17 protein-coding genes are annotated in these 21,651 nt (G+C 67.0%); 7 read left to right on the forward strand and 10 right to left on the reverse strand.

Annotated features, from left to right (window positions below; genetic code table 11):
• Positions 1–47: 47 nt before the first annotated feature.
• From SZ55_RS12105 to SZ55_RS12140, 8 genes are all read right to left on the reverse strand, one after another.
• Positions 48–1,304, reverse strand: coding sequence for an aromatic amino acid transport family protein (locus SZ55_RS12105; protein WP_044405941.1), 1,257 nt, complete (start codon positions 1,302–1,304; stop codon positions 48–50).
• Between the two features lie 240 nt (positions 1,305–1,544).
• Entirely contained in the window at positions 1,545–2,036 is a 492-nt protein-coding gene (gene tadA, locus SZ55_RS12110; protein ID WP_044405943.1) for a tRNA adenosine(34) deaminase TadA, read from the reverse strand.
• 2 nt (positions 2,037–2,038) lie between these two features.
• Positions 2,039–3,406, reverse strand: coding sequence for a multicopper oxidase family protein (locus SZ55_RS12115; RefSeq protein WP_044405945.1), 1,368 nt, complete (start codon positions 3,404–3,406; stop codon positions 2,039–2,041).
• Positions 3,407–3,572: 166 nt separating this feature from the next.
• Complete coding sequence (locus SZ55_RS12120) at positions 3,573–5,054, reverse strand: ABC transporter permease (RefSeq protein WP_232060875.1); 1,482 nt, start codon at positions 5,052–5,054, stop codon at positions 3,573–3,575.
• Positions 5,055–5,152: 98 nt separating this feature from the next.
• Complete coding sequence (locus tag SZ55_RS12125; RefSeq protein ID WP_044405948.1) at positions 5,153–6,172, reverse strand: iron ABC transporter substrate-binding protein; 1,020 nt, start codon at positions 6,170–6,172, stop codon at positions 5,153–5,155.
• Between the two features lie 186 nt (positions 6,173–6,358).
• Positions 6,359–7,939, reverse strand: a complete 1,581-nt coding sequence (gene guaA / locus SZ55_RS12130) for a glutamine-hydrolyzing GMP synthase (RefSeq protein ID WP_044405949.1) — start codon at positions 7,937–7,939, stop codon at positions 6,359–6,361.
• Positions 7,940–8,037: 98 nt separating this feature from the next.
• On the reverse strand, positions 8,038–9,507 hold the full coding sequence (gene guaB, locus SZ55_RS12135) for an IMP dehydrogenase (RefSeq protein ID WP_044405951.1): 1,470 nt from the start codon (positions 9,505–9,507) through the stop codon (positions 8,038–8,040).
• A 94-nt stretch (positions 9,508–9,601) separates the two neighbouring features.
• Positions 9,602–10,378 carry a sulfite exporter TauE/SafE family protein gene (locus tag SZ55_RS12140; RefSeq protein WP_044405953.1) on the reverse strand — a complete coding sequence of 259 codons (777 nt, stop codon included), beginning with the start codon at positions 10,376–10,378 and terminating at the stop codon, positions 9,602–9,604.
• A gap of 100 nt (positions 10,379–10,478) precedes the next feature.
• Here SZ55_RS12140 and SZ55_RS12145 point away from each other — a divergent pair, with 100 nt between their 5' ends.
• From SZ55_RS12145 to leuA, 7 genes are all read left to right on the forward strand, one after another.
• Positions 10,479–11,393 (forward strand): LysR family transcriptional regulator, encoded by a 915-nt coding sequence (locus SZ55_RS12145; RefSeq protein ID WP_044405955.1) that lies wholly within the window; start codon positions 10,479–10,481, stop codon positions 11,391–11,393.
• A gap of 51 nt (positions 11,394–11,444) precedes the next feature.
• Positions 11,445–11,996 carry a hypothetical protein gene (locus tag SZ55_RS12150; protein WP_044405957.1) on the forward strand — a complete coding sequence of 184 codons (552 nt, stop codon included), beginning with the start codon at positions 11,445–11,447 and terminating at the stop codon, positions 11,994–11,996.
• A gap of 45 nt (positions 11,997–12,041) precedes the next feature.
• Positions 12,042–13,421, forward strand: a complete 1,380-nt coding sequence (gene xseA, locus SZ55_RS12155) for an exodeoxyribonuclease VII large subunit (protein ID WP_044405960.1) — start codon at positions 12,042–12,044, stop codon at positions 13,419–13,421.
• 3 nt (positions 13,422–13,424) lie between these two features.
• The gene (locus SZ55_RS12160; RefSeq protein WP_044405962.1) at positions 13,425–14,246 is read left to right on the forward strand and encodes a peptidoglycan DD-metalloendopeptidase family protein; all 822 of its coding nucleotides are present in this window, start codon (positions 13,425–13,427) and stop codon (positions 14,244–14,246) included.
• A 130-nt stretch (positions 14,247–14,376) separates the two neighbouring features.
• Positions 14,377–15,612 carry a mechanosensitive ion channel family protein gene (locus SZ55_RS12165; protein WP_044405964.1) on the forward strand — a complete coding sequence of 412 codons (1,236 nt, stop codon included), beginning with the start codon at positions 14,377–14,379 and terminating at the stop codon, positions 15,610–15,612.
• Between the two features lie 87 nt (positions 15,613–15,699).
• Entirely contained in the window at positions 15,700–17,370 is a 1,671-nt protein-coding gene (locus SZ55_RS12170; protein ID WP_152644475.1) for a flagellinolysin, read from the forward strand.
• A gap of 282 nt (positions 17,371–17,652) precedes the next feature.
• On the forward strand, positions 17,653–19,323 hold the full coding sequence (leuA, locus tag SZ55_RS12175; protein WP_044405968.1) for a 2-isopropylmalate synthase: 1,671 nt from the start codon (positions 17,653–17,655) through the stop codon (positions 19,321–19,323).
• A 67-nt stretch (positions 19,324–19,390) separates the two neighbouring features.
• Here the strand turns inward: leuA and SZ55_RS12180 are convergent, their stop codons facing one another.
• Positions 19,391–21,112: a GEVED domain-containing protein gene (locus SZ55_RS12180; protein ID WP_044405971.1), complete on the reverse strand. Its 1,722-nt coding sequence runs from the start codon at positions 21,110–21,112 to the stop codon at positions 19,391–19,393.
• A 154-nt stretch (positions 21,113–21,266) separates the two neighbouring features.
• Complete coding sequence (locus SZ55_RS12185) at positions 21,267–21,632, reverse strand: winged helix-turn-helix transcriptional regulator (protein WP_044405973.1); 366 nt, start codon at positions 21,630–21,632, stop codon at positions 21,267–21,269.
• Positions 21,633–21,651 lie beyond the last annotated feature (19 nt).

Raw genomic sequence — 21,651 nt, forward strand, 5'->3', positions numbered from 1 at the left:
CCCACAAAAAAGCCCGGCAGATGCCGGGCTTTCTCGTACCTGGGGTCTTACCAACCCGAAGGCAGCAGGTTCAGCGCGCTGCAGATCGCATAGGCCGCGCTGGCCAGGTAGATCATCACGATCACCACCTGGATGGCCGGGTGGGCGATCCAGCCACAGGACCACGCCGGCTGCAGGTCACCCTGGCGGCGGGCCGAGCGAAGCATGAGGATCGGCATGATGGAGAGGATCACGCCACTGAAGGCACCGGCGAAGTACAGGGCGTTCACGAAGCCGACCATGCCGCTGTACGCGAGCACGAAGGGCGGCACGCAGACGATGCCCAGCACCACCAGGCGGGTCTTGGGCTGGGACTCGGAGCCGAGGGCATGGAATTTGTCGAAGATGTTGGTCAGGAAGCTGCCGCCCAGGCCCCAGTAGGAGGTGAGCATGGCGCACAGGGCGAAGGTGTTGGCGGTGTAGAACGCCCACTGGCCCAGCGCCTCGCCCCAGGCCAGGGTGGCCACCTCGGTCTGGCCGTCCAGGCCGGTCAGGGCGATCACCGACATCGGCACGATGGCCAGCAGGCAGAAGGTCAGCACCATGCCGGTGATCACCGCCTTGGGCAGTTGCTCCGGCGCGTGGCTGAAGCCACGGGCCATCTCCGGGACGATGTACTGCGCGGAGAAGCAGAACACGGCGATGTTGAACACCGGCACCATGTAGATCCAGTCACCTTCCAGCAGGCGCGCCACGTCGGTGTGCTCGTTGAGCAGGGTCGCCACCACCAGCAGCACGATCATGCTGACCATGCCGATGCTGATGAACTTCTCGCCCTTGCCGATGGCACCCAGGCCCAGGTAGAGCACCAGCGCAGCCGGAATGAAGAACACCAGGCTGCCCACCGCCGGGCTGATGCCGAGGAAGGCCGCGAGGATCTTGCCGCTGCCGCTCATGTAGGCGATCAGTGCACCGATGCTGTTGACCGCCACCGACAGGAAGATCGCCCAGGAGCCGAACGAGCCCACGTAGCGCTGGGCCAGGCCGCTCAACTGGGAGTGGGTGCGGGTGCGCAGGGCCGTCTCGGAGACGTAGAGCATGGAAATGGTGGTGAACACACCGGCCACCGCCAGCCACAGCAACAGCGGCATGAAGCCGGCCTTGCGGCTGGCGTAGGCCATGGACAGCACGCCGGCGCCGATGTTGGTGCCCACGATCATGGCCACCGCTTCGAGGAAGGTCAGTCGCTTGACCTCCAGCCCGGACGCATCGACCGCGCCCTCTTCCGCCGCCCCGAGGTGGGACCGCACTTGCGTTTCACTCATCACAGCACCCTCGACAACATTCAACGGATCAGGAGGGCCACGCCGAACTGCCACGGCCTTGCGTCATCGTCGAAAACGGGCACTGCGGGACAACGGTACTGCGGGCGCCTCCTGGCAATGCAACCTCCCAGCTCGATTCACCAAAGAACCGCTCTAGGACGCCACTTCTGGCGGCCGCGCACCTTACCACAGCATTTCTGTAGGACAAGGCTGACAGCCTGCGACCTTGGTCGCAGGCCCTCAGCTCTCCCGACGGGCGGCGCGACGGGCCTGGAAGAAACCGGACAGCAGTTCGCTGCAGGCCTCCCCCAGCACCCCGCCTTCCACCAGCACCCGGTGATTGAGGAAGGCCTGCTCGAAGAACTGGCCACGACTGATCGCCACCCCGGCCTTCGGCTCGGTGGCACCGTAGACCACCCGGGCGATGCGCGAGTGGACGATGAGCCCGGCGCACATGCTGCAGGGCTCCAGTGTGACGTAGAGGGTGGCCCCCACCAGCCGGTAGTTCTCCAGCGCCTGGGCCGCCTCGCGGATCGCCACCATCTCGGCATGGGCGCTGGGGTCGTGGCGGGAAATGGGGCAGTTGAAGCCGCGCCCCACCACCTGCCCGTCGTGCACCACCACCGCGCCCACGGGCACCTCGCCCAGGGCCGCACCCTCGGCGGCCAGGGCCAGCGCTTCCTGCATGAAGCGCTCGTCCTGGCTGCGGTCGATGAACATCGGCTGGCGCACGGTCAGGCCACCTCGATGGCGGCCATCAGGCCGGTTTCCATGTGGTCGATCACGTGGCAGTGGAACATCCACACACCGGGGTTATCCGCCACCAGCGCGATGCGCGCGGTCTCGTTCTTGCCCAGCAGGTAGGTGTCGGTGAAGTACGGGATGATCGACTTGCGGTCCGAATCCAGCACCTTGAACGACATGCCGTGCAGGTGGATGGGGTGCAGGTACTGGGCCATGTTGCGCAGCTCGAAGATGTAGTGCCCCCCCTTCTTCAAGGTCGCGATGGGCCGGTCGGCACAGGTCTTGTCGTTGATGTCCCAGGCCTTGCCGTTGATCTGCCAGTAGTTGCTGGGCTTGCCAGCGGCGCTGACCAGGGTGGCGGCCCACTCGAAGCGGAAGCTCAGCGTCTCGGCCTTGGCCAGGTCGGGCTCGGGAATCGGGTTCGGCGGCAGTGCAGCCGGCCAGTCACCGGCCGGCTCGTTGCTCGGCACGCTGCGCAGGGTGGCCAGGCGCAGCGGCCCGTTGCGCATGGACAGCTCCTGCCCCGCCTCCGGCACCTTGATGCCCAGCTCGATACGCATGCCCGGGCCCAGCCAGTATTCCTTGCCCAGCGGGCGCGGCTCGATGGGGTGGCCGTCCAGGGCGTAGATGCGGACATCGGCGCCCGGCAGGTTGAGCCGGTAGGTGATGGTGCTATCCAGGTTCAGCAGGCGCAGGCGAACCACCTGCCCGGCCGGCAGGTCGAGGGTCGGCGTGGGCTTGCCGTTGATGGTGGTGAGCCGGCCCCGGGTGCCTTCGCGCGCGGCCTCGCGGGGCACGCTGAAGGCGGTGAAAGCGCCTTCCTGATCCACGTGCCAGGTCTTCAGCGAGAGCACCTGCTCATGACGGAAGCCGGACGGCTCGCGCTCCTCGACGATCAGCGGCCCGACCAGCCCGCGCCCGAGCTGCACCGCACTGGACTCGTGGGGGTGGTACCAGAAGCTGCCGGCATCGTCGGTGCGGAAGCGGTAGTCGAAGTATTCGCCCGGCAACACCGGCAACTGCGACACATAGGGCACGCCGTCCATCTCCAGCGGCAGGCGGATGCCATGCCAGTGGACAGTGGTGGGTTCGTCCAGCTTGTTGATGAAGCGCACCCGCAGCCAGTCGCCCTGGCGCGAGCGCAGTTCCACGCCCGGCGCCTGGCCGCCATAGCCCCAGGCGGGGGTGGTGTGGCCGGGGACCAGTTCGAGGTCGAAGGGGGCGGCGATCAGTTCGTAATCGTGGGTCTTGGCATCGAGGGAACGGCCCAGCCAGTAGCGGGCGGCGCCACCGGCACCAAGGCCGACCACACCGAGGCCGACGAGGCCACCGAGAATCTGTCTGCGGGTGAATGACACGGGTGCAGGCTCCTGTGAGTAAGGCATCGGGCCCATCAGGCGTTACGCGGCCACTCTGTTGGCGGCCTCATCATCGCGGCCCGGGGGCCGCTCGCAGGTCGCGCATTTTCGCACAGCCCTCCCCTTGCGGGGCGGCCGCCCGCCGTGGCGCGATGCCACAGCGGGATCAGCCACGGCGCCCAAGGTAGGCGCGCGTGGTGAGCAGGTACACCGGCAGGCCGGACACCAGCACGATCAGCGCCGCATAGGGCGCCGCCGCGGCGTATTCCAGATTGGCCGTGTGCGACCACACGGCGGTCGCCAGGGTGTCCAGCCCGGTGGGGCCGAGGATCAGGGTGGCGGTCAGCTCCTTCATGCAATCGAGGAACACCAGCACGAAGCCGGCACCAATGGCCGGGAAGATGATCGGCAGGGTCACCCGCAGGAAGGCCAGGAACGGCGTCTGACCCAGGGTCCGGGCGGCTTCCTCCAGTTGTGGCGAGGCCTTCTCCAGGGCCACCCGCAACGGCGACTGGGCCATGGGCATGAACAGCAGGGCGTAGGCCACCAGCAACAACAGGGTGGTCTGGTACAGCGACGGCGCATAGCCCAGTGCGAAGAACACCAGGGACAGCGCGATGACCAGCCCCGGCAGCGCGTGCAGCAGGTACGGCAGGCGATCGGCCAGACGCGCCAGGCGTCCGTGGTAGCGCACCACCACCAGGCACACCGGCAGGGCCAGCAGGCAGCTGATCAGCGCCCCGCCGAAGGAAAGATAGAGGGACGAGCCGAGGGTGCGGAGGATGTCGCCGAGCGGGAAGGCGGCGGAGCTGCCTTCGTGAATCCAGAAGCCCAGGGTCACCAGCGGCACCAGCGAACCCACTACCACCAGGGCCACCAGTACCCCCTGCACCAGCCAGTCCCAGTGCCCCAGGCGCACCGGCGCGATGCGCCGCGCCACGCCCTGCCCGGTGCGTGCATGGCCACGGCCACGCAGGCGCAGCTCCAGGCCCATCAGCAGCATGCACAAGGCCAGCAGCAGGGCGGAGAGCATCGCCGCGTTGGCGTTGCTGAACTCCAGTTCGAACTGTTGATAGATGGCGGTGGTGAAGGTCTGGTAGCGCATGATCGATGGCGCGCCGAACTCCACCAGCATGTGCAGCGCCACCAGCAGGCTGGTGCCCATCAGCACCGGGCGCAGCAGCGGCAGGGTCACCCGCCAGAACACCTGGCGCCGGGTGTAGCCGAGCATGCGCGCGGACTCTTCCAGGGCCGGGTCGAGGTTGCGCAGGGTGGCCATCACCGGCAGGTACACCAGCGGGTACTTGGACAGCACCATCACCAGCACCGTGCCCCACAGCCCCTCGAACAGCGGGCTGAGGGAAATCCAGCTGAAGCCGGCGACGAAGGCCGGGATGGCGAACGGCAGGCAAAGCAGCACGTTCCATTGCCGGCGACCGCGCAGGTCGCTGCGCTCCACGCACCAGGCCAGCGCCAGGCCGAGCAGCGCGCAGCCGGCGGTGACCGCCACCATCAGCTTCAGGGTGTTGCCCAGCAGGTGGAACACGAAGGGCCGCCACAGCAACTGCCAGGCGGTGTGCCAGCCGGACTCCCAGCTGCGCACCGCCACGTAGAACAGCGGCAGGGCCGCTACCAGCAGCAGCGCCATGACCGGCACCTGCAGCCAGATCGGCGGCGTGCGTCGCCGGCGGCTGGGCACCAGCGAAGGTGTGTCCGGCAGCGCCGGGTCGACGGCTTCGGCGTGCATCAGTTCAGCCCGACCTCGCGTTCGAGTTCCAGGGCGTCCTCGGCCAGGCCGATGTCGGAGGCGCTGAGTTTCGGCGGGCGCAGCTGGTCGTAGGGCTTGAGCAGCGGATCAGCCGGCACCTTCGGGTTCACCGGGTATTCGGCCGACTGGCTGAGGATGGCCTTCTGGCCTTCTTCGCTGAGCATGAAGGCCACGAACTGCTGGGCCTCCTTCGGGTGCTTGCTGGCCTTCACCACGGCCACGCCGGAAACGCTGGCCAGGCCGCCGGCATCGCCATCGGCGAAGTAGTGCAGCTTGCTGTTCAGCTCGCCCTTCTCCTTCTTCAGCGCCATCCAGTAGTAGCTGTTGATCAGGGCGGCGGCGACTTCGCCGTTCTCCACCGCCTTCATGGCGATGACGTTGTTGGTGTAGGTGGAGCCGAAGGCCTTCAGGCCGGTCAGCCACTCCTCGGCCTTCTCGCGGCCCTGCAGCTTGATGATCGCGGCCACCTGGCCGAGGAACTCACCGCTGCTGGGTACGAAGGCGATCTTGCCGCTCCACTCCGGATCGGCGACGTCGAGCACGCTCTGCGGCAGGGGCTGGTCGCCCAGCTCCTTGGGGTTGTAGGCCAGCACGCGGACCCGGGAGGTGACGCCGATCCAGTGGCCGGCAGGGTCGGCGTACTGCGGCTCGACCTGCTTGAGCAGCGCGTCGTCCACCTTGGCCAGCAGGCCCTGATTGGCCAGCTTGATCAGCGGCGGCGCTTCCTCGGTGTAGATGATGTCGGCGGGCGAGCGCTCGCCTTCCTCGGCGATCTGGTTGGCCAACTGGCCGCCACCGCCCTTGCGGATGCGCACCTGGATGCCAGTGGCCTTGGTGAAGGCTTCGGCCACGGCCTTGCCGGTGGCTTCGTGCTGCCCGTTGTAGAGGGTCAGGGTCACTGCGTCATCAGCGCGGGCCGCCAGCGGCAGCAGCAGGCCAAGGGACAGCAGGCCGGCGCCACAGGCGCGGGCCAACGCAGTTGCGAGACGTACCGACATGTAACCACTCCTCTGAACTCAGCAATGATCTGTAATGATTATACGGATCAACTGCTGCTCATTCTCAAGAAATGTCTGCGACACAAGGCATCAGGCGAGGGACGGTCGCAGGGCCACCACACGAAAAAGGCGCGGATCGCCTGAGCGGTCCGCGCCTTCGTTCATCCAGCGATCAGGGGAGCTGGATCACTCCCACTCGATGGTCGCCGGCGGCTTGCTCGACACGTCGTAGGTAACGCGGGAGATGCCTTCGATCTCGTTGATGATGCGGTTGGAAACCTTCTCCAGCAGCTCGTAGGGCAGGTGCGCCCAGCGTGCGGTCATGAAGTCGATGGTTTCCACGGCGCGCAGGGCGACGACCCAGGCGTAGCGACGGCCGTCACCGACCACGCCCACGGATTTCACCGGCTGGAACACCACGAAGGCCTGGCTGGTCTTGTGGTACCAGTCGAAGGCACGCAGTTCCTCGATGAAGATGTGGTCCGCGCGACGCAGCAGGTCGGCGTACTCCTTCTTCACCTCGCCGAGGATGCGCACGCCCAGGCCCGGGCCCGGGAACGGGTGGCGGTAGACCATGTCGTAGGGCAGGCCCAGTTCAAGGCCGATCTTGCGCACCTCGTCCTTGAACAGCTCGCGCAGCGGCTCGACCAGTTCGAACTGCATGTCTTCCGGCAGGCCGCCGACGTTGTGGTGGGACTTGATAACGTGGGCCTTGCCGGTCTTGGCGCCAGCCGACTCGATCACGTCCGGGTAGATGGTGCCCTGGGCGAGGAACTTAACGTCCTGCAGCTTGGTGGCTTCCTCATCGAAGACTTCGATGAAGGTGCGGCCGATGATCTTGCGCTTCTCTTCCGGGTCGGCAACGCCGGCCAGGCGGCCAAGGAACTTGTCCTCGGCATTGGCGCGGATGACCTTCACGCCCATGTTCTCGGCGAACATGGCCATCACCTGGTCACCTTCGTGCAGGCGCAGCAGGCCGTTGTCGACGAAGACGCAGGTCAGCTGGTCGCCGATGGCCTTGTGCAGCAGGGCCGCGACCACGGAGGAGTCGACGCCGCCGGACAGGCCCAGCAGCACCTTGTTGCTGCCCACCTGGGCGCGCACGGTGGCGATGGCGTCTTCGACGATGTTCGACGGGGTCCACAGCGCGGCGCAGCCACAGATGTCCAGCACGAAGCGGGAGAGGATGCGACCGCCCTGCTTGGTGTGGGTCACTTCCGGGTGGAACTGCACGCCGTAGTAGGCGCGGGCGTCATCGGCCATGGCGGCGATGGGGCAGCTCGGGGTGCTGGCGAGGATGTGGAAGCCCTCGGGCATGGCGGTGACCTTGTCGCCGTGGCTCATCCACACGTCCAGGCCCAGCAGGCCGTCCGCGTCGACGTGGTCTTCGATGCCGTCCAGCAGGCGCGCCTTGCCGACCACGTCGACACGGGCGTAGCCGAATTCGCGCAGGTCGGACCCCTGCACCTTGCCACCCAGTTGCTCGGCCATGGTCTGCATGCCGTAGCAGATGCCGAACAGCGGGACGTTGAGGTCGAACACCGCCTGCGGGGCGCGCGGGCTGTTGGCCTCATGCACCGACTCCGGGCCGCCAGCAAGGATGATGCCCTTGGGCGCGAAGGCGCGGATGGCATCGTTTTCCATGTCGAACGGGTGGATCTCGCAGTACACGCCGATCTCGCGAACGCGGCGGGCGATCAGCTGGGTGTATTGGGAACCGAAGTCGAGGATCAGGATGCGGTGAGCGTGGATGTCTTGATGAGCCATGTGCTTCCCCTGGGAAAGTGGCTGAAACGCTGAAGGCTGAAGGCTGGACGAAACCCTGTCCGTCCAGCCCCCAGCCTCCAGCTCCAGTGAAGTGTCAGTTAGCCGACCCGGTAGTTCGGCGCTTCCTTGGTGATCTGCACGTCATGCACGTGGGACTCGGCCATGCCGGCACCGGTGATGCGAACGAACTGCGGCTTGGTGCGCATCTCTTCGACGGTGGCGCAGCCGGTGTAGCCCATGGAGGCGCGCAGGCCGCCCATCAGCTGGTGGACGATGGCGGTCAGGCTGCCCTTGTACGGCACGCGGCCTTCGATGCCTTCCGGCACCAGCTTCTCGGCACCGGCGGCGGAGTCCTGGAAGTAGCGGTCGGACGAGCCCTGGGACTGCGCCATGGCACCCAGCGAACCCATGCCGCGGTAGGCCTTGTAGGAGCGGCCCTGGAACAGCTCGACCTCGCCCGGCGCCTCTTCGGTACCGGCGAACATGGAGCCCATCATCACGCAGGACGCGCCGGCCACGATGGCCTTGGACAGGTCGCCGGAGAAGCGGATGCCGCCGTCGGCGATCAGCGGAACGCCAGTGCCGGCCAGAGCGGCAGCAACGTTGGCGATGGCGGAGATCTGCGGTACACCGACGCCGGCGACGATACGGGTGGTGCAGATGGAGCCCGGGCCGATGCCGACCTTGACCGCATCGGCGCCGGCCTCGGCCAGGGCCTTGGCGGCTTCGCCGGTGGCGATGTTGCCGCCGATCACCTGGACCTGCGGGTAGGTTTCCTTGACCCAGCGAACGCGGTCGATCACGCCCTTGGAGTGGCCGTGGGCGGTGTCCACCACCACCACGTCGACGCCTGCGGCAACCAGGGCTGCGACGCGCTCGCCGGTGTCGGCGCCGGTGCCGACCGCTGCGCCGACGCGCAGGCGGCCCTGCTCGTCCTTGGAGGCCAGCGGGTAGGTCTTGGCCTTCTCGATGTCACGGAAGGTCACCAGGCCACGCAGGTAGAAGTTCTCGTCCACCACCAGCATCTTCTCGATGCGGTTCTCGTAGAGCTTGGCCTTGATGTCGTCCAGCGGGGTGCCCTCGTGGACGGTGACCAGCTTGTCCTTGGGGGTCATGATCGCCGCCACGGTGTCGCCGACGTTCGGCTTCACGCGCAGGTCGCGACCGGTGACGATGCCGACCAGCTCGCCCTCTTCCACCACCGGGAAGCCGGAGAAGCCGCACTCGCGGGCGATCTGCAGCAGTTCGAGGATCTTGGTGGAGGGGGTGACGGTGACCGGGTCACGAACGATGGCGGTCTCGTGACGCTTGACCTTGCGGACCTCGGAAGCCTGCTGCTCGATGGTCATGTTCTTGTGAACGATGCCGATGCCGCCTTCCTGAGCCATGGCGATGGCCAGCCGGGCTTCGGTCACGGTATCCATCGCGGCGGACACCAGGGGAATGTTCAGTTCGATGCCACGGGTCAGTCGGGTCTTGAGACTGACGTCCTTCGGCAGGACCTCGGAATACCCCGGGATCAGGAGTACGTCGTCGAAGGTAAGGGCTTCTTGGCTGATGCGCAGCATGGCGGGGGCTCCCAGGCGGGAAAATTGGAAGCGCGGCATTATATCTCAGCTGCGCACGGGCGCTCAATTGGCCATCACACACCGACGACAGGTCTCATGCCTGCGTCAGATAACGCGCCACCAGCGCCACCCCACTGCACAGCACCAGCCAGGTCACCAGCCGGACGAACGCCTCCCGCGACAGGCGCAACGTCACCCGCCGCCCCACCCACAACCCGGCGGCCATCCCCGGCAGCAGGCACAGGGCGATCAGCAGCAACGAGGCATCGGCATAGAAGCCCGCCAGCAGGAACAACCCCAAGCGGACGAAGGTGCTGCACCCGATCAGTGCGCTCTGGGTGGCGCGGATCTGCTCCTTCGCCTCCAGCCGCCCGCTCAGGTAGAGGGAATAGAGGAAGCCGCCACTGCCGAACAAGGCCCCGAACAAACCGCCGAACAGCCCGAACGGCACCACCCAGCCCACCGCCATCGGCGCACGGCGCACCGGCTGGAGGAACAGCGAATACAAGGCATAGAGGCAGACGAACACCCCCAGCAGCAGCATCAACAGCTCCGAGCGCAAGGTTGCCAGACCATAGACCCCTACCCCGCAACCCAACGCCATCAAGGGCAGCAGCCGGCGCAACTCGCTACCCGACACCGACCGACGCGCCGGCAGCCAGTTGCCGAACGAGGCGGTGAAATCCAGCAGCACCAGCAACGGGATCACCTGGGACAACGGCAGCCAACCCACCAGCAAGGGCGCGGCCACCAGCGCCGTACCGAACCCGGCGATGCCGAAGACCACATAGGCCAGCGCGATGACACCCTCCAGCAGCAGCCACTCCAGCGGCGTGAACGGCAGCGCCCCCAACAGCTCGAACAGGTGCATGAACGACTCCTTCCGAAAAACAGGTGGACTCTAGCGAGCACGCCTGCCATCTCACCAATACAATCCAAGCCCTCTCTCTATCTCGAAAAGGCATGGATCGATGGTCTCCCTTCGCCAACTGCGCTACTTCGTGGAAATCGTCGACGCCGGCAGCCTCAGCCGTGCGGCGGAGCGCCTGTTCATCGCCCAATCGGCCCTGAGCCGACAACTGAGGGAGCTGGAGGACGACCTGGGCACCGAACTGCTGCTGCGCGGCCCGCGCCAGGTGACGCTGACCGAAGCCGGCCAGGCCTTCCTGCCCCGGGCCCGGAGCCTGCTGCTGGACCTGGAAGCCGCCAGCGACCTGGCCCGCCAGGTCGGCCAGGGGCAGCACGGCAGCCTGCGCCTGGGCCACTCCAGCTCCGTGCCGCTTATCGCCCCGCTGCAGGCGGCACTGTGCAGCTACCTGGAAGCGCACCCCGGCGTCAGCCTCGAACTCATTCAGCAATCCTCCGAACAGCAACTGGCGGACCTGCGCGAAGGACGCCTGGACGCCTGCCTGCTGCGCCTGCCGGTCCTGCGCCAGCACCCCGGGTTGAGTCTCCGCCCGCTGTACCGCGAGCCCCTGCTGCTGGCGGTCGCCGTCGACCACCCGCTGGCGCGACGCGACGGGCCGGTGCCCCTGGCCGATCTGCGTGAAGAGGCCTTCGTCTCCATCCCCCACCTGCAACGGGGCGGCCTGAGCTACCGCGCCGCCGAACTGTGCCTGCGGGAAGGCTTCTTTCCCCGTGCCGCGCGGGTGGTGTCGCGCAAGACCAGCCAGCTGCACCTGATCGAAGCCGGCCTTGGCGTGGCCCTGGTGGCGGCCTCCATGAGCCGCATCGCCCCTGCCGACGTGCGCTTCCTGCCGCTGGCCGATCCCCAGGCCGACAGCGAGGTCGCCCTGGCCTGGCGCAGCGAGACCCGCGCCCTGGACCGGGGCCTGGTGGAGCACCTCTGCCAGCACCTCGCCAGCGACCCGACCACCGCCGATTGACGAGGCTGGCGGGGCGGGTAAGCTGCGCGCCCTCGTCCACCGGAGCCGGCCATGGAAACCCGTCAGTTGATCATCGTTCCCCAGGTCTCCAGCGTGCCCGGCCACCAGGCCCTGGCCGGGCGCCTGCTGCGCTGGCTGGTGCAGAGCGGCGTGGTCGAGGCGGTCCCGAGCGCCTTCGGCCGGGGCGGCAACCGCGCACTGCACGCCCCCGCTGCCGGTGCCCACCGCGTGGTGGAACATCCCGAGCACCTGCCCATCGGCCAGCAGGGCTGCGGCCTGGAGATCGTCGACAAGCGCTGCATCTATACCCCGGTGCGCGGCTTCCTCAACGAAGCCGGCTGCCCGGAATGCCGCCGGGAGATCGGCGAGCCGCTGTTCGACAGCCTGGAAGCCTGGTGGCCGGGCGAGACCGACAACTTCACCTGCCCCGAATGCGGCTTCGAGGACGACATCAACGGCTTCCTCTACCTGCAGCCCTGCGGCTTCTCCAACCTGGCCTTCATCTTCAACCACTGGGTGGAGGCCGGTTTCACCCGCGCCTTCCTCGACGGCTTCGCCGACCGCCTGGGTTTCCCCCTGCGCGTGGTGCGCGTCGAAGACTGACGCGCGCATTGGCGCCGTCCCCGTGCGCCCGTATCATCCCGCGCCATGTACAAGGACCCCTTCCAACGGCTGGGCCTCGACCGCGAGGTGCTGACCGTCAGCCAACTGAACCAGCGCGCCCGCCACCTGCTGGAGGACGTGTTCCCCCAGGTCTGGGTGGAAGGCGAGATCTCCAACCTCGCCCGGCCCGCATCCGGCCACCTCTATTTCACCCTCAAGGACAGCCAGGCCCAGGTGCGCTGTGCGCTGTTCCGGCAGAACGCCCTCAAGGTGCGCCAGGCGCTGCGTGACGGGCTGGCGGTGAAGGTGCGGGGCAAGGTCTCGCTGTTCGAAGGCCGTGGCGACTACCAGATGATCGCCGACGCCGTGGAGCCCGCCGGTGACGGCGCCCTGCGCCTGGCCTTCGAAGCGCTCAAGGAGAAGCTCGCCGGCGAGGGCCTGTTCGCCACCGAGCGCAAGCGCCCGCTGCCGGCCCATCCTCAGCGCGTAGGCATCGTCACCTCCCCCACCGGCGCGGTGATCCGCGACATCATCAGCGTGTTCCGCCGCCGTGCGCCCCAGGTCAGCCTGACCCTGGTGCCCACCGCCGTGCAGGGCCGCGAGGCCACCGCGCAGATCGTCCGCGCCCTGGCCCTGGCGGATGCCCAGGGCTTCGACGCGCTCATCCTGGCCCGGGGCGGCGGCTCCCTCGAAGACCTCTGGTGCTTCAACGAAGAGGCCGTGGCCCGCGCCGTCGCTACCTGCAAGACCCCCATCGTCAGCGCCGTGGGCCACGAGACGGATGTGTCCATCAGCGACTTCGTCGCCGACGTTCGCGCGCCGACGCCCTCTGCGGCCGCCGAGCTGCTGGCACCGGATTCCAGCGGCCTGCGCCAGCGCCTGGAGGGCCTGGAGCGCCGCCTGCAGCTGCGCATGCGCCAGCTGATCGCCCACCAGCACCTGCGCCTGGACGGGCTGACCCGACGCCTGCGCCACCCGGGCGAACGGCTGCGCCAGCAGGCCCAGCGCCTGGATGACCTGGAGATGCGCCTGCAACGCGCCCTCGACCGCCAAGTGAGCCAGCGCCGCGAGCACCTGGCCCGCCTGGAGACGCGCCTGGCGGCCCAGCACCCGGGGCGCGCCCTCGGCCTGCTGCGCCAGCGCCTCAACGCCCTGGCCGCGCGACTGCCCCGGGCCATGCGCGAAACCCTCGGTACCCGTCGCCTGGAACTGCAAAGCCAGGTGCAGACGCTGCACGCCTTCAGCCCCCTGGCCACCCTCGGCCGCGGCTACAGCATCCTCCTCGACGAGCGCGGCCAGGCCATCCGCAGCGCCAGCCAGACCCAGCCCGGCCAACGCCTCAAGGCACGCCTCGGCGAAGGTGAGCTGGAGGTACGGGTCGAGGACAACCATCTGGCCCCCGTCACCCTCTCACTGCTGGACTGATCGATGCGCCTGTTGCTCGCCCTGCTGCTTCTCGCCGCCCTCCCCGTCCAGGCCGAGGGCTTCATCACCCGCCTGCTGGACAAGCCGGTGCCCGGCGGTGTCGCCGTGGTCCAGCTCGGCCAGGGCGCCCAGGCGCCCACGGCCCGCTACCAGGGCAAGCCGGTGCTGGTGGTCAAGGAAGAGGGACGCGACTGGATCGCCATCGTCGGCATCCCACTGGGCACCGCCGCTGGCGAACAGCGCATCGAGGTGAGCGACGATCGCCGCCTGGCCTTCACGGTCGGCCCCCGCCACTACAAGGAACAGCGCATCACCCTGAAGAACACCCGCCAGGTGAACCCGCTGCCCGAGGACCTGAAGCGCATCGACCGCGAACTGGCGGAACAGACCCGCGCCTACCGCAGCTTCAGCCCCGGCACGCCGAGCAACCTGCTGTTCGACAAGCCGGTGAACGGCCCGCTCTCCAGCCCCTTCGGCCTGCGCCGCTTCTTCAACGGCGAGGAGCGCAACCCGCACTCCGGCCTGGACTTCGCAGTGGGAGCCGGCACCCCGATCAAGGCCCCGGCGGCCGGCAAGGTCATCCTCATCGGCGACTACTTCTTCAACGGCAAGACGGTTTTCGTCGATCACGGCCAGGGGCTGATCAGCATGTTCTGCCACCTGTCCAAGGTGGACGTTAAGCTCGGCCAGGCACTACCACGCGGCGGCGTGGTGGGGCGCGTCGGCGCCACCGGCCGGGCCACCGGGCCGCACATGCACTGGAACGTCAGCCTGAATAACGTGCGGGTCGACCCGGCCATCTTCATCGGTGCCTACACCCCCTGAACGTGACGGCCCAGGGCGCAGCGACACCTGCGCTTACACCCCCGGGCTTGGGCCGCCGGGCTGCGTTTTGCTAAGGTCCGGCGGTTTTGGGGCAGACCCCCACCCATCGGAACCCTGAAGGGAGCAGCCCATGCAAGACACGTTCAACCATTCCCTGGAGTGGCTGCGACAGCACCCGGAACTGCACACGCTCGTCGCCTCCTCCGTCCTCCTCCTGCTGGCCTGGCTGTCCAACTGGATCGTCCGGCGCATCCTCCTCAAGGGCCTGCTGCGCCTCGTTGGCGGGCAGATCCAGGACCAGGGGCTGATCAAGCGCCTGGCCAACGTCGTCCCCGCGCTGGTGCTGACCGCCGGGGTGAAGGTGGTGCCCGGCCTGCCCGCTGCGCTGGTGACGGTGGTCACCAATGTCTGCGCGGCGTTCATCATCCTCACCCTGGCCCTGGCGATCAGCGCCCTGCTGGACATCGTCAACAGCCTCTACAACCGCCGCCCAGACGCGCACCTGCGGCCCATCAAGGGCTACCTGCAGGTGCTGAAGATCGCCGTGTTCGCCATCGCCGCGATTCTCATGGTGGCCAGCCTGATCGACCGCTCGCCGCTGATCCTGCTGTCCGGCCTCGGTGCCATGGCCGCGGTGCTGATGCTGATCTTCCAGGACACCCTGCTGTCCCTGGTGGCCAGCGTGCAGATCACCTCCAACGACATCATCCGTGTCGGCGACTGGGTGGAGATGCCCCAGCTGAACGCCGACGGCGACGTGATCGACATCGCCCTGCACACGGTGAAAGTGCAGAACTGGGACAAGACCATCACCACCATCCCCACCAAGCGCTTCATCACCGACTCGTTCAAGAACTGGCGGGGCATGCAGGAGTCGGGCGGACGGCGGATCAAGCGCAGCCTCTACCTGGACCAGAACAGCGTGCATTTCCTCAGCGCCGACGAGCAGGCCGGCCTGCGCCGCTTCCGCCTGCTGGACAGTTACCTCAAGGCCAAGGAAAGCGAACTGCTGAGCTGGAATGCCCAGCTGGACGAGTCGGCCCGCCTGCCGGTCAACAGCCGTCAGCTGACCAACATCGGCACCTTCCGCGCCTACGTGGAGCAGTACCTGCGCCACCACCCGGAGATCCGCCAGGACATGACCCTGCTGGTGCGGCAGATGGCGCCGACCGCCGACGGCCTGCCGCTGGAGCTGTACTGCTTCACCAGCACCACGGCCTGGGCCCGCTACGAGGCGATCCAGTCGGACGTCTTCGACCACCTCCTGGCGATCCTCCCGGAGTTCGGCCTGCGGGTCTTCCAGCATCCCAGCGGTGCGGACCTGCGCGAGCTGCAACGCCCGCGCCCCCGCCATTCGTCGGCCTGAGACGAACGGCCATCAAGAAGCCAGCACGACCGCCGATGACCCTGACGAGCCGGAATTTCCCGGCCTCAGGGTCCGAGCGATCGATTGATGCTGACGGTCAATACCAACACCGCCTCATCGTTCACGCAGCGGCAACTGGGCGACACCAACAGGACGCTCGACAGGGCCATGCAGCGCCTCTCCACCGGCCAGCGCATCAACAGCGCCAAGGACGATGCGGCCGGCCTGCAAATCTCCAATGCCCTCACGTCTCAGGTGCGCGGCCTCGGTATTGCCGTGCGGAACGCCAATGACGGCCTGTCCATGCTGCAGGTGGGCGAAGGCGCGCTGCAAAGCGTGACCGGTGCGCTGCAGCGCATCCGCACGCTCGGGCTGCAGGCCATGAACGGCTCCAACACCGCCACCGAGCGCGCCGCGCTCAACCAGGAGGCGCAGCAGCTCCTGCAGGAGATCAACCGGGTCAACGAAACCACCACCTTCGGCGGCCGCCAGGTGTTCAACCAAGACAGCACCTCGCGCCTGGGCAAGCTCGATGAACGCGCCGTGCTCAACTCGCTGCAGGGGTTCTGGATCGGCGAAGGCGAAAAGCGCGTGCTGGATGCCTACGGACTGAAGGCGGACGGTGCTCCGCTGACCATCACCCTGACCAACGATCCGTCGAGCAACGCACTGGCCTCCGTCTCCGGCACTCCGGGGGCTGGCGGCAAGTACTACGACCAGGTGCTGAATGTGAACCTGGCCTATTTCGATGGCTCCACCCTGCCCAACGGCGGCACCAACCCCGGCCAGTACACCGACCGCGTGCTGGCCCACGAGATGGTGCACGCGGTGATGGGGCGGACGATGAATTTCAACGCCCTGCCCGGCTGGTTCAAGGAGGGCACGGCAGAGGCCGCCCAAGGCGCCGACGAGCGCCTGGCTGCCGACATTGCCGCCAGCGGCATCGGCGGGGKGATGGGCGCCTTCGGCAGCATCGCCAGCAGCGCCGGCTATTCGGCCTCCTACGCGGCCGTGCGCTACATGCACGCCGAGATCAAGGCAGCCGGCGGACTGGGCATTCGCGACGTGATGCAATACCTCGCCGGCCACGCCAACTCAACCCTGGACGACGCCCTGGCCAACGCCAGCCGCGGGGCCTTCGCCAGCACGGCGGACTTCACCACGAAGTTCAACACCGATGGCGCGGCCTTCATCGTCGCCATGAACCTGACCAACGCCGACACCGGTGCCATCGGCGGCTTCGATGCCGATGGCGGCGACGTGCTGACCGCCGAGAACGTGCTGCCCAACCGAGGCGTTGGCGTGCCAGGCTCCATCGGCTTCAAGCTCATCCCACCCAAGCTGTTCGACCCCAACGCCACCGGCGGCGGGACCCAGGTTTCCCTGCAGGTGGGCGCCAAGGCCTTTGAAACCATCGACGTGGGGCTGGACGCGTTCAACGTCGGCGCCATGGCACTGAACAACATCGACCTGATCAAGACACCCGGCCTGGCGGTGATGGACATCGACGATGCGCTGGCCTACGTCGACAGCCAACGTGCCTACATGGGCGCCATCCAGAACCGCCTGGACGCCACCATCTCCAACCTGCAGAACATCGGCGAGAACGTCAGCGCCAGCCGCTCGCGCATCCTCGACGCCGACTACGCCAGCGAAACCGCCACCCTCGCCTCCCAGCAGATCCTGCGCCAGGCCGCCCAGAGCGTGCTGGTGCAGGCCAACCAGATACCGCAGTCGGTCCTGACGCTGCTCCGCTGACGCGCAATTCCCCTCAAGCAACGCCCACCCAGAAAGCATAAAAACCCTTTAAAAATCCGCTTTAAGCTGCTTTCCACCAATTTTTCCGCAAGACTTGCCATCCACAACCCGAATCAATAGGGTTGTCCGCATGCAAAACGCTCACACCCTCATCCTCCTCCGGCAGCATGCCTGCCTCCGCCTGGTCAGCCCGCGACTGCGTAGCTGAACAGCGTCGCCTCATCCCGGCTTTTTCATTCGCCCAGGGCCCGCAACGACCAGGCCCAACACAAGGATTTCGCCATGAGCATGCTCAAAGACCCGTCCAGCAAGTACCGTCCGTTCCCCGCCATCAACCTGCCGGACCGCACCTGGCCGTCGAAGACCATCACCGAAGTGCCGATCTGGTGCAGCTCCGACCTGCGCGACGGCAACCAGTCGCTGATCGAGCCGATGGATGCGCAGAAGAAGATGCGCTTCTTCAAGACCCTGGTGCAGGTCGGTCTCAAGGAGATCGAGGTGGCCTTCCCCTCCGCCTCCGACACCGACTTCAACTTCGTCCGCGAGCTGATCGAAGGCGGCCACATCCCCGATGACGTGACCATCCAGGTGCTGACCCAGGCCCGCGAAGACCTGATCACCCGCACCTTCGAATCCCTCAAGGGCGCGAAGAAGGCCATCGTCCACGTCTACAACGCCACCGCGCCGTCCTTCCGCCGCATCGTCTTCAACCAGGACCGCCAAGGCGTGATCGACATCGCCACCAACGCCGCGCGCCTGATCAAGCAACTCGCCACCGAGCAACCTGAAACCCAGTGGACCTTCCAGTACTCGCCGGAAATCTTCAGCTCCACCGAGCAGGACTTCTCCCTGGCGGTGTGCAACGCGGTGATCGACGTCTGGGAACCGACCCCGACCAACAAGATCATCCTCAACCTGCCCGCCACCGTTGAGTGCGCCACGCCGAACGTCTACGCCGACCAGATCGAGTGGTTCGGCCGCCACATCAACAAGCGCGACAGCGTGATCATCAGCCTGCACACCCACAACGACCGCGGCACCGGCGTGGCCGCCACCGAGCTGGGCCTGCTGGCCGGCGCCGACCGCGTGGAAGGCTGCCTGTTCGGCAACGGCGAACGCACCGGCAACGTCGACCTGGTGACCCTGGCGCTGAACATGTACACCCAGGGCCTGCACCCGAAGCTGGACTTCTCCGACATCGACGCCGTGCGCAAAGTGGTGGAAGAGTGCAACCAGCTGCCGGTCCACCCGCGCCACCCCTACGTGGGCGACCTGGTGCACACCGCCTTCTCCGGCTCCCACCAGGACGCCATCCGCAAGGGCTTCGCCCAGCAGCAGGACGGCGCGCGCTGGGAGGTGCCCTACCTGCCGATCGACCCGGCCGACATCGGCCGCAGCTACGAGGCGGTCATCCGCGTCAACAGCCAGTCGGGCAAGGGCGGCATCACCTTCCTGCTGGAGCAGGAATACGGCATCAGCCTGCCGCGCCGCATGCAGATCGAGTTCAGCCAGGTGGTGCAGAAGGAAACCGACCGCCTCGGCCTGGAAATGACCGCCGAGCAGATCCACAAGCTGCTCGACGCCGAGTACCTGCAGGCCACCACGCCCTACACCCTGAAAGGCCATCGCCTGCAGGAAGAGAACGGCACCAGCGCGGTGGACATCGAGGTCCAGGTCAAGGGCGAGACCCAGCACCTGCGCGGCATGGGCAAGGGCCCGCTGGAAGCGCTGGTGGCCAGCCTGCCGGTGAAGGTGGAAGTGATGGACTACTCCGAGCACGCCATCGGGGCCGGCAGCAACGCCAAGGCCGCTGCCTACATCGAGCTGCGGGTGAACGGCGGCCGCGCCCTGCACGGCATCGGCATCGACGAGAACCTGACCACCGCCAGCTTCCGCGCCCTGTTCAGCGCCCTCAACCGCGCCCTGAGCCAGGCCGAGGCCGAAGCGGCCTGAGTGCAACCGCGCTGAAAAAAGAACCCCGCCGATTGGCGGGGTTCTTCGTTTCAGGGGAGCGTCGGACTCAGTAGCTGACCACCGGCGACACCCGCTGGTAGCGGCCATCGATGACCGCCTTCAGCCAGGTGCGATAGCGCTTGCCGGGGGTGTAGGCGAAGTAGTGGTAGCTCAGCTCGTTCTCTGCACCGCGCTCCAGCACGATCTGGCCATCCTCTTCGATCACCCAGGTCAACATGGTGTGCGTGCCCTGGGTGCGGGTGAGGTTCTGGCTGCCGTCCACCGACAACTGGTAGAGCGGCAGGTAGTCCTCGACCGGTGCCGCGGCCCGACCGTAACGCACCACGTTGGATACGCGCTGGTAGTAGCCGTTCTCGAAGCGGGTCAGCCAGACGCGGTAGCGCTTGGTGGGATAGAAGGGCGAGTAGGTGAAGGTCAGTTCGTTGGCTGCATTGCGCTGCAAAACGGTATTGCCGTCCTCTTCGATTACCCAGGTCAGGGGATCGTTGAGGCTGCCGCTGCGAGTCACCTCATTGTTCGCGCCGATGGTCAGCTGGAAGAGATCGGTGAGCCCCGGTGAGAAGTACTCGGCATCGGAGACCTGCACCGATTCGCCCCCAACGGTCTGTTCGATCCAGACCTTGTACTGGCGCCCCTTCTGGAAGGGATAGCGCAGTTCGGACGCACCGCCGGTGGGCTGGCGCAGTACTTCGACACCGTTCTCGCGGATGACCCAGCTCAGCGGCTTGCCGCTCGGTCCGTTGTGGCGGAGCTGGAAGTCCGCCTCCACCTCCAGGTCGATATAGGGCGACGGGAACCCCTCGCGGAAGGCCAGCGGGACGGAGATCGCCTCATCCTTGCCATTCACGTTGGCCTCGGCCCAGACCTGGTAGCGCTCACCATAGGTGAAGGCGAACTGCAGCGGCACGCCCGCCTGGGCCGGCTGGCGCACCACCTCGGCCCCTTGGCGGGCGATCACCCAGTTGCCCTGGAAGGCGGCCGAGGGGCTGATACTGCCCTGGCTGGCATCACGGGTCAGTACCACGCGATCGGTTACACCGGGCTGGTAGCTGACGGTATTGGACACGGTCTTGTAACCATCACCGTTGTTGGCTTCGAGCCAGATTCGGTAGCGACTTCCAGCGAGGTTGCGCCAGTACCGATCACGCAGGTTGCCGGCAGCATTGCGGTGGAGAACGCGCTCACCGTCCATCTCCACGATCATGCCCAGCTTGTCTCCCAGCTCACCGCTACGGGTCACCCAGAAACCGGGCTCCAGGGTGAGGGTGTAGGGGAACGTGGACGGTGCCGGGCCATCCGGCAGCTTGACGGTGTAGTCCTCGGTCTCACCGTAGCCAATGCTGCCGCAGGGCTGGGCCGCAGAGCCCCAGCGCATCTGCACGCGCATGCGCGTGGTGCCGGTGACGCCGGAGGGAATGGCGATGGGGGCGGACACAGCCGCGCTGCCCTGGGCGGTCAGGACCTTTTCGCTGGCCTCGAAGGTGCCGTTCTGGTTGAAGTCGATCCAGGCACCCCAGTTCTCGTTGTATTGGGAACCACGGAAGCCGGGACGCAGTTCCAGGCGGTCGCCCTTGCCAGTGAGCTGGAAAGGTGGCTTGCCGGTGGCATCCAGGTAGCCACCGTCACTGCCGGAGACCTGGGCCGTGCCATTGACGCTGACCCCGGCCACCCACTCGCTGCTGCTGTTGCCCCGGCTGTCGCAGTAGGTGGCGGCCATCACCGGGCCCATCGCCAGGCAGGTGCCCAGCGCCATGAGTGTCTTGTGCATTGAATTCGCTCCTTGCGTTCATGTTGGGCAGGGAGCGGCAACAACAAACCAGGCACACCTTGTGACCTGTCATCGACGCATCCCTGCATCGGCCATGTTAAGGGCTACGGCAACGGCTTTCCGGGAATTATTGGCAAACTGCCATCACGACGATTCAACCCTGTTGCTGCCAGTGGCACTTGCCCCAGGCGCACATTGCATCGAGCACCGGGCGCAGGCTGAGGCCGTGCTCGGTGAGGCTGTACTCCACCCGCGGCGGCACCTCGGCGTATACGGTGCGGGTGACCACGCCGTCGCGCTCCAGCTCCCGCAGTTGCTGGGCGAGCATCTTCTCGGTGATGTCCGGTACCAGGCGCTTGAGTTCGGAAAAGCGCCGGGTCTGCCCCATCAGGTGGTAGACCAGCAGCGCTTTCCACTTGCCCCCGACCACCGCGAGGGTGACCTCCACCGGTGTGTTGAACACCCGGTCCCCCAGCACCAGCCGGGGCCCGGAGGCAGGGAGCGGCTTCTGTTCGCTCATGCTTGATCCTCTTCCGTCG

It is taken from the genome of Pseudomonas sp. FeS53a, from assembly GCF_000931385.1.
Taxonomy (GTDB): Bacteria; Pseudomonadota; Gammaproteobacteria; order Pseudomonadales; family Pseudomonadaceae; genus Metapseudomonas; species Metapseudomonas otitidis.

Bases quoted from the DNA above. Each gene is read 5' to 3' on its own strand.
- SZ55_RS12150 (WP_044405957.1), top strand. From the start codon at position 11,445: ATGGAAACCCGTCAGTTGATCATCGTTCCCCAGGTCTCCAGCGTGCCC.
- SZ55_RS12180 (WP_044405971.1), bottom strand. From the start codon at position 21,112: ATGCACAAGACACTCATGGCGCTGGGCACCTGCCTGGCGATGGGCCCG.
- xseA (WP_044405960.1), top strand. From the start codon at position 12,042: ATGTACAAGGACCCCTTCCAACGGCTGGGCCTCGACCGCGAGGTGCTG.
- SZ55_RS12185 (WP_044405973.1), bottom strand. From the start codon at position 21,632: ATGAGCGAACAGAAGCCGCTCCCTGCCTCCGGGCCCCGGCTGGTGCTG.
- SZ55_RS12145 (WP_044405955.1), top strand. From the start codon at position 10,479: ATGGTCTCCCTTCGCCAACTGCGCTACTTCGTGGAAATCGTCGACGCC.
- SZ55_RS12105 (WP_044405941.1), bottom strand. From the start codon at position 1,304: ATGAGTGAAACGCAAGTGCGGTCCCACCTCGGGGCGGCGGAAGAGGGC.
- SZ55_RS12125 (WP_044405948.1), bottom strand. From the start codon at position 6,172: ATGTCGGTACGTCTCGCAACTGCGTTGGCCCGCGCCTGTGGCGCCGGC.
- SZ55_RS12160 (WP_044405962.1), top strand. From the start codon at position 13,425: ATGCGCCTGTTGCTCGCCCTGCTGCTTCTCGCCGCCCTCCCCGTCCAG.
- guaB (WP_044405951.1), bottom strand. From the start codon at position 9,507: ATGCTGCGCATCAGCCAAGAAGCCCTTACCTTCGACGACGTACTCCTG.
- SZ55_RS12140 (WP_044405953.1), bottom strand. From the start codon at position 10,378: ATGCACCTGTTCGAGCTGTTGGGGGCGCTGCCGTTCACGCCGCTGGAG.
- SZ55_RS12165 (WP_044405964.1), top strand. From the start codon at position 14,377: ATGCAAGACACGTTCAACCATTCCCTGGAGTGGCTGCGACAGCACCCG.
- guaA (WP_044405949.1), bottom strand. From the start codon at position 7,939: ATGGCTCATCAAGACATCCACGCTCACCGCATCCTGATCCTCGACTTC.
- SZ55_RS12120 (WP_232060875.1), bottom strand. From the start codon at position 5,054: ATGGCGCTGCTGCTGGTAGCGGCCCTGCCGCTGTTCTACGTGGCGGTG.
- leuA (WP_044405968.1), top strand. From the start codon at position 17,653: ATGAGCATGCTCAAAGACCCGTCCAGCAAGTACCGTCCGTTCCCCGCC.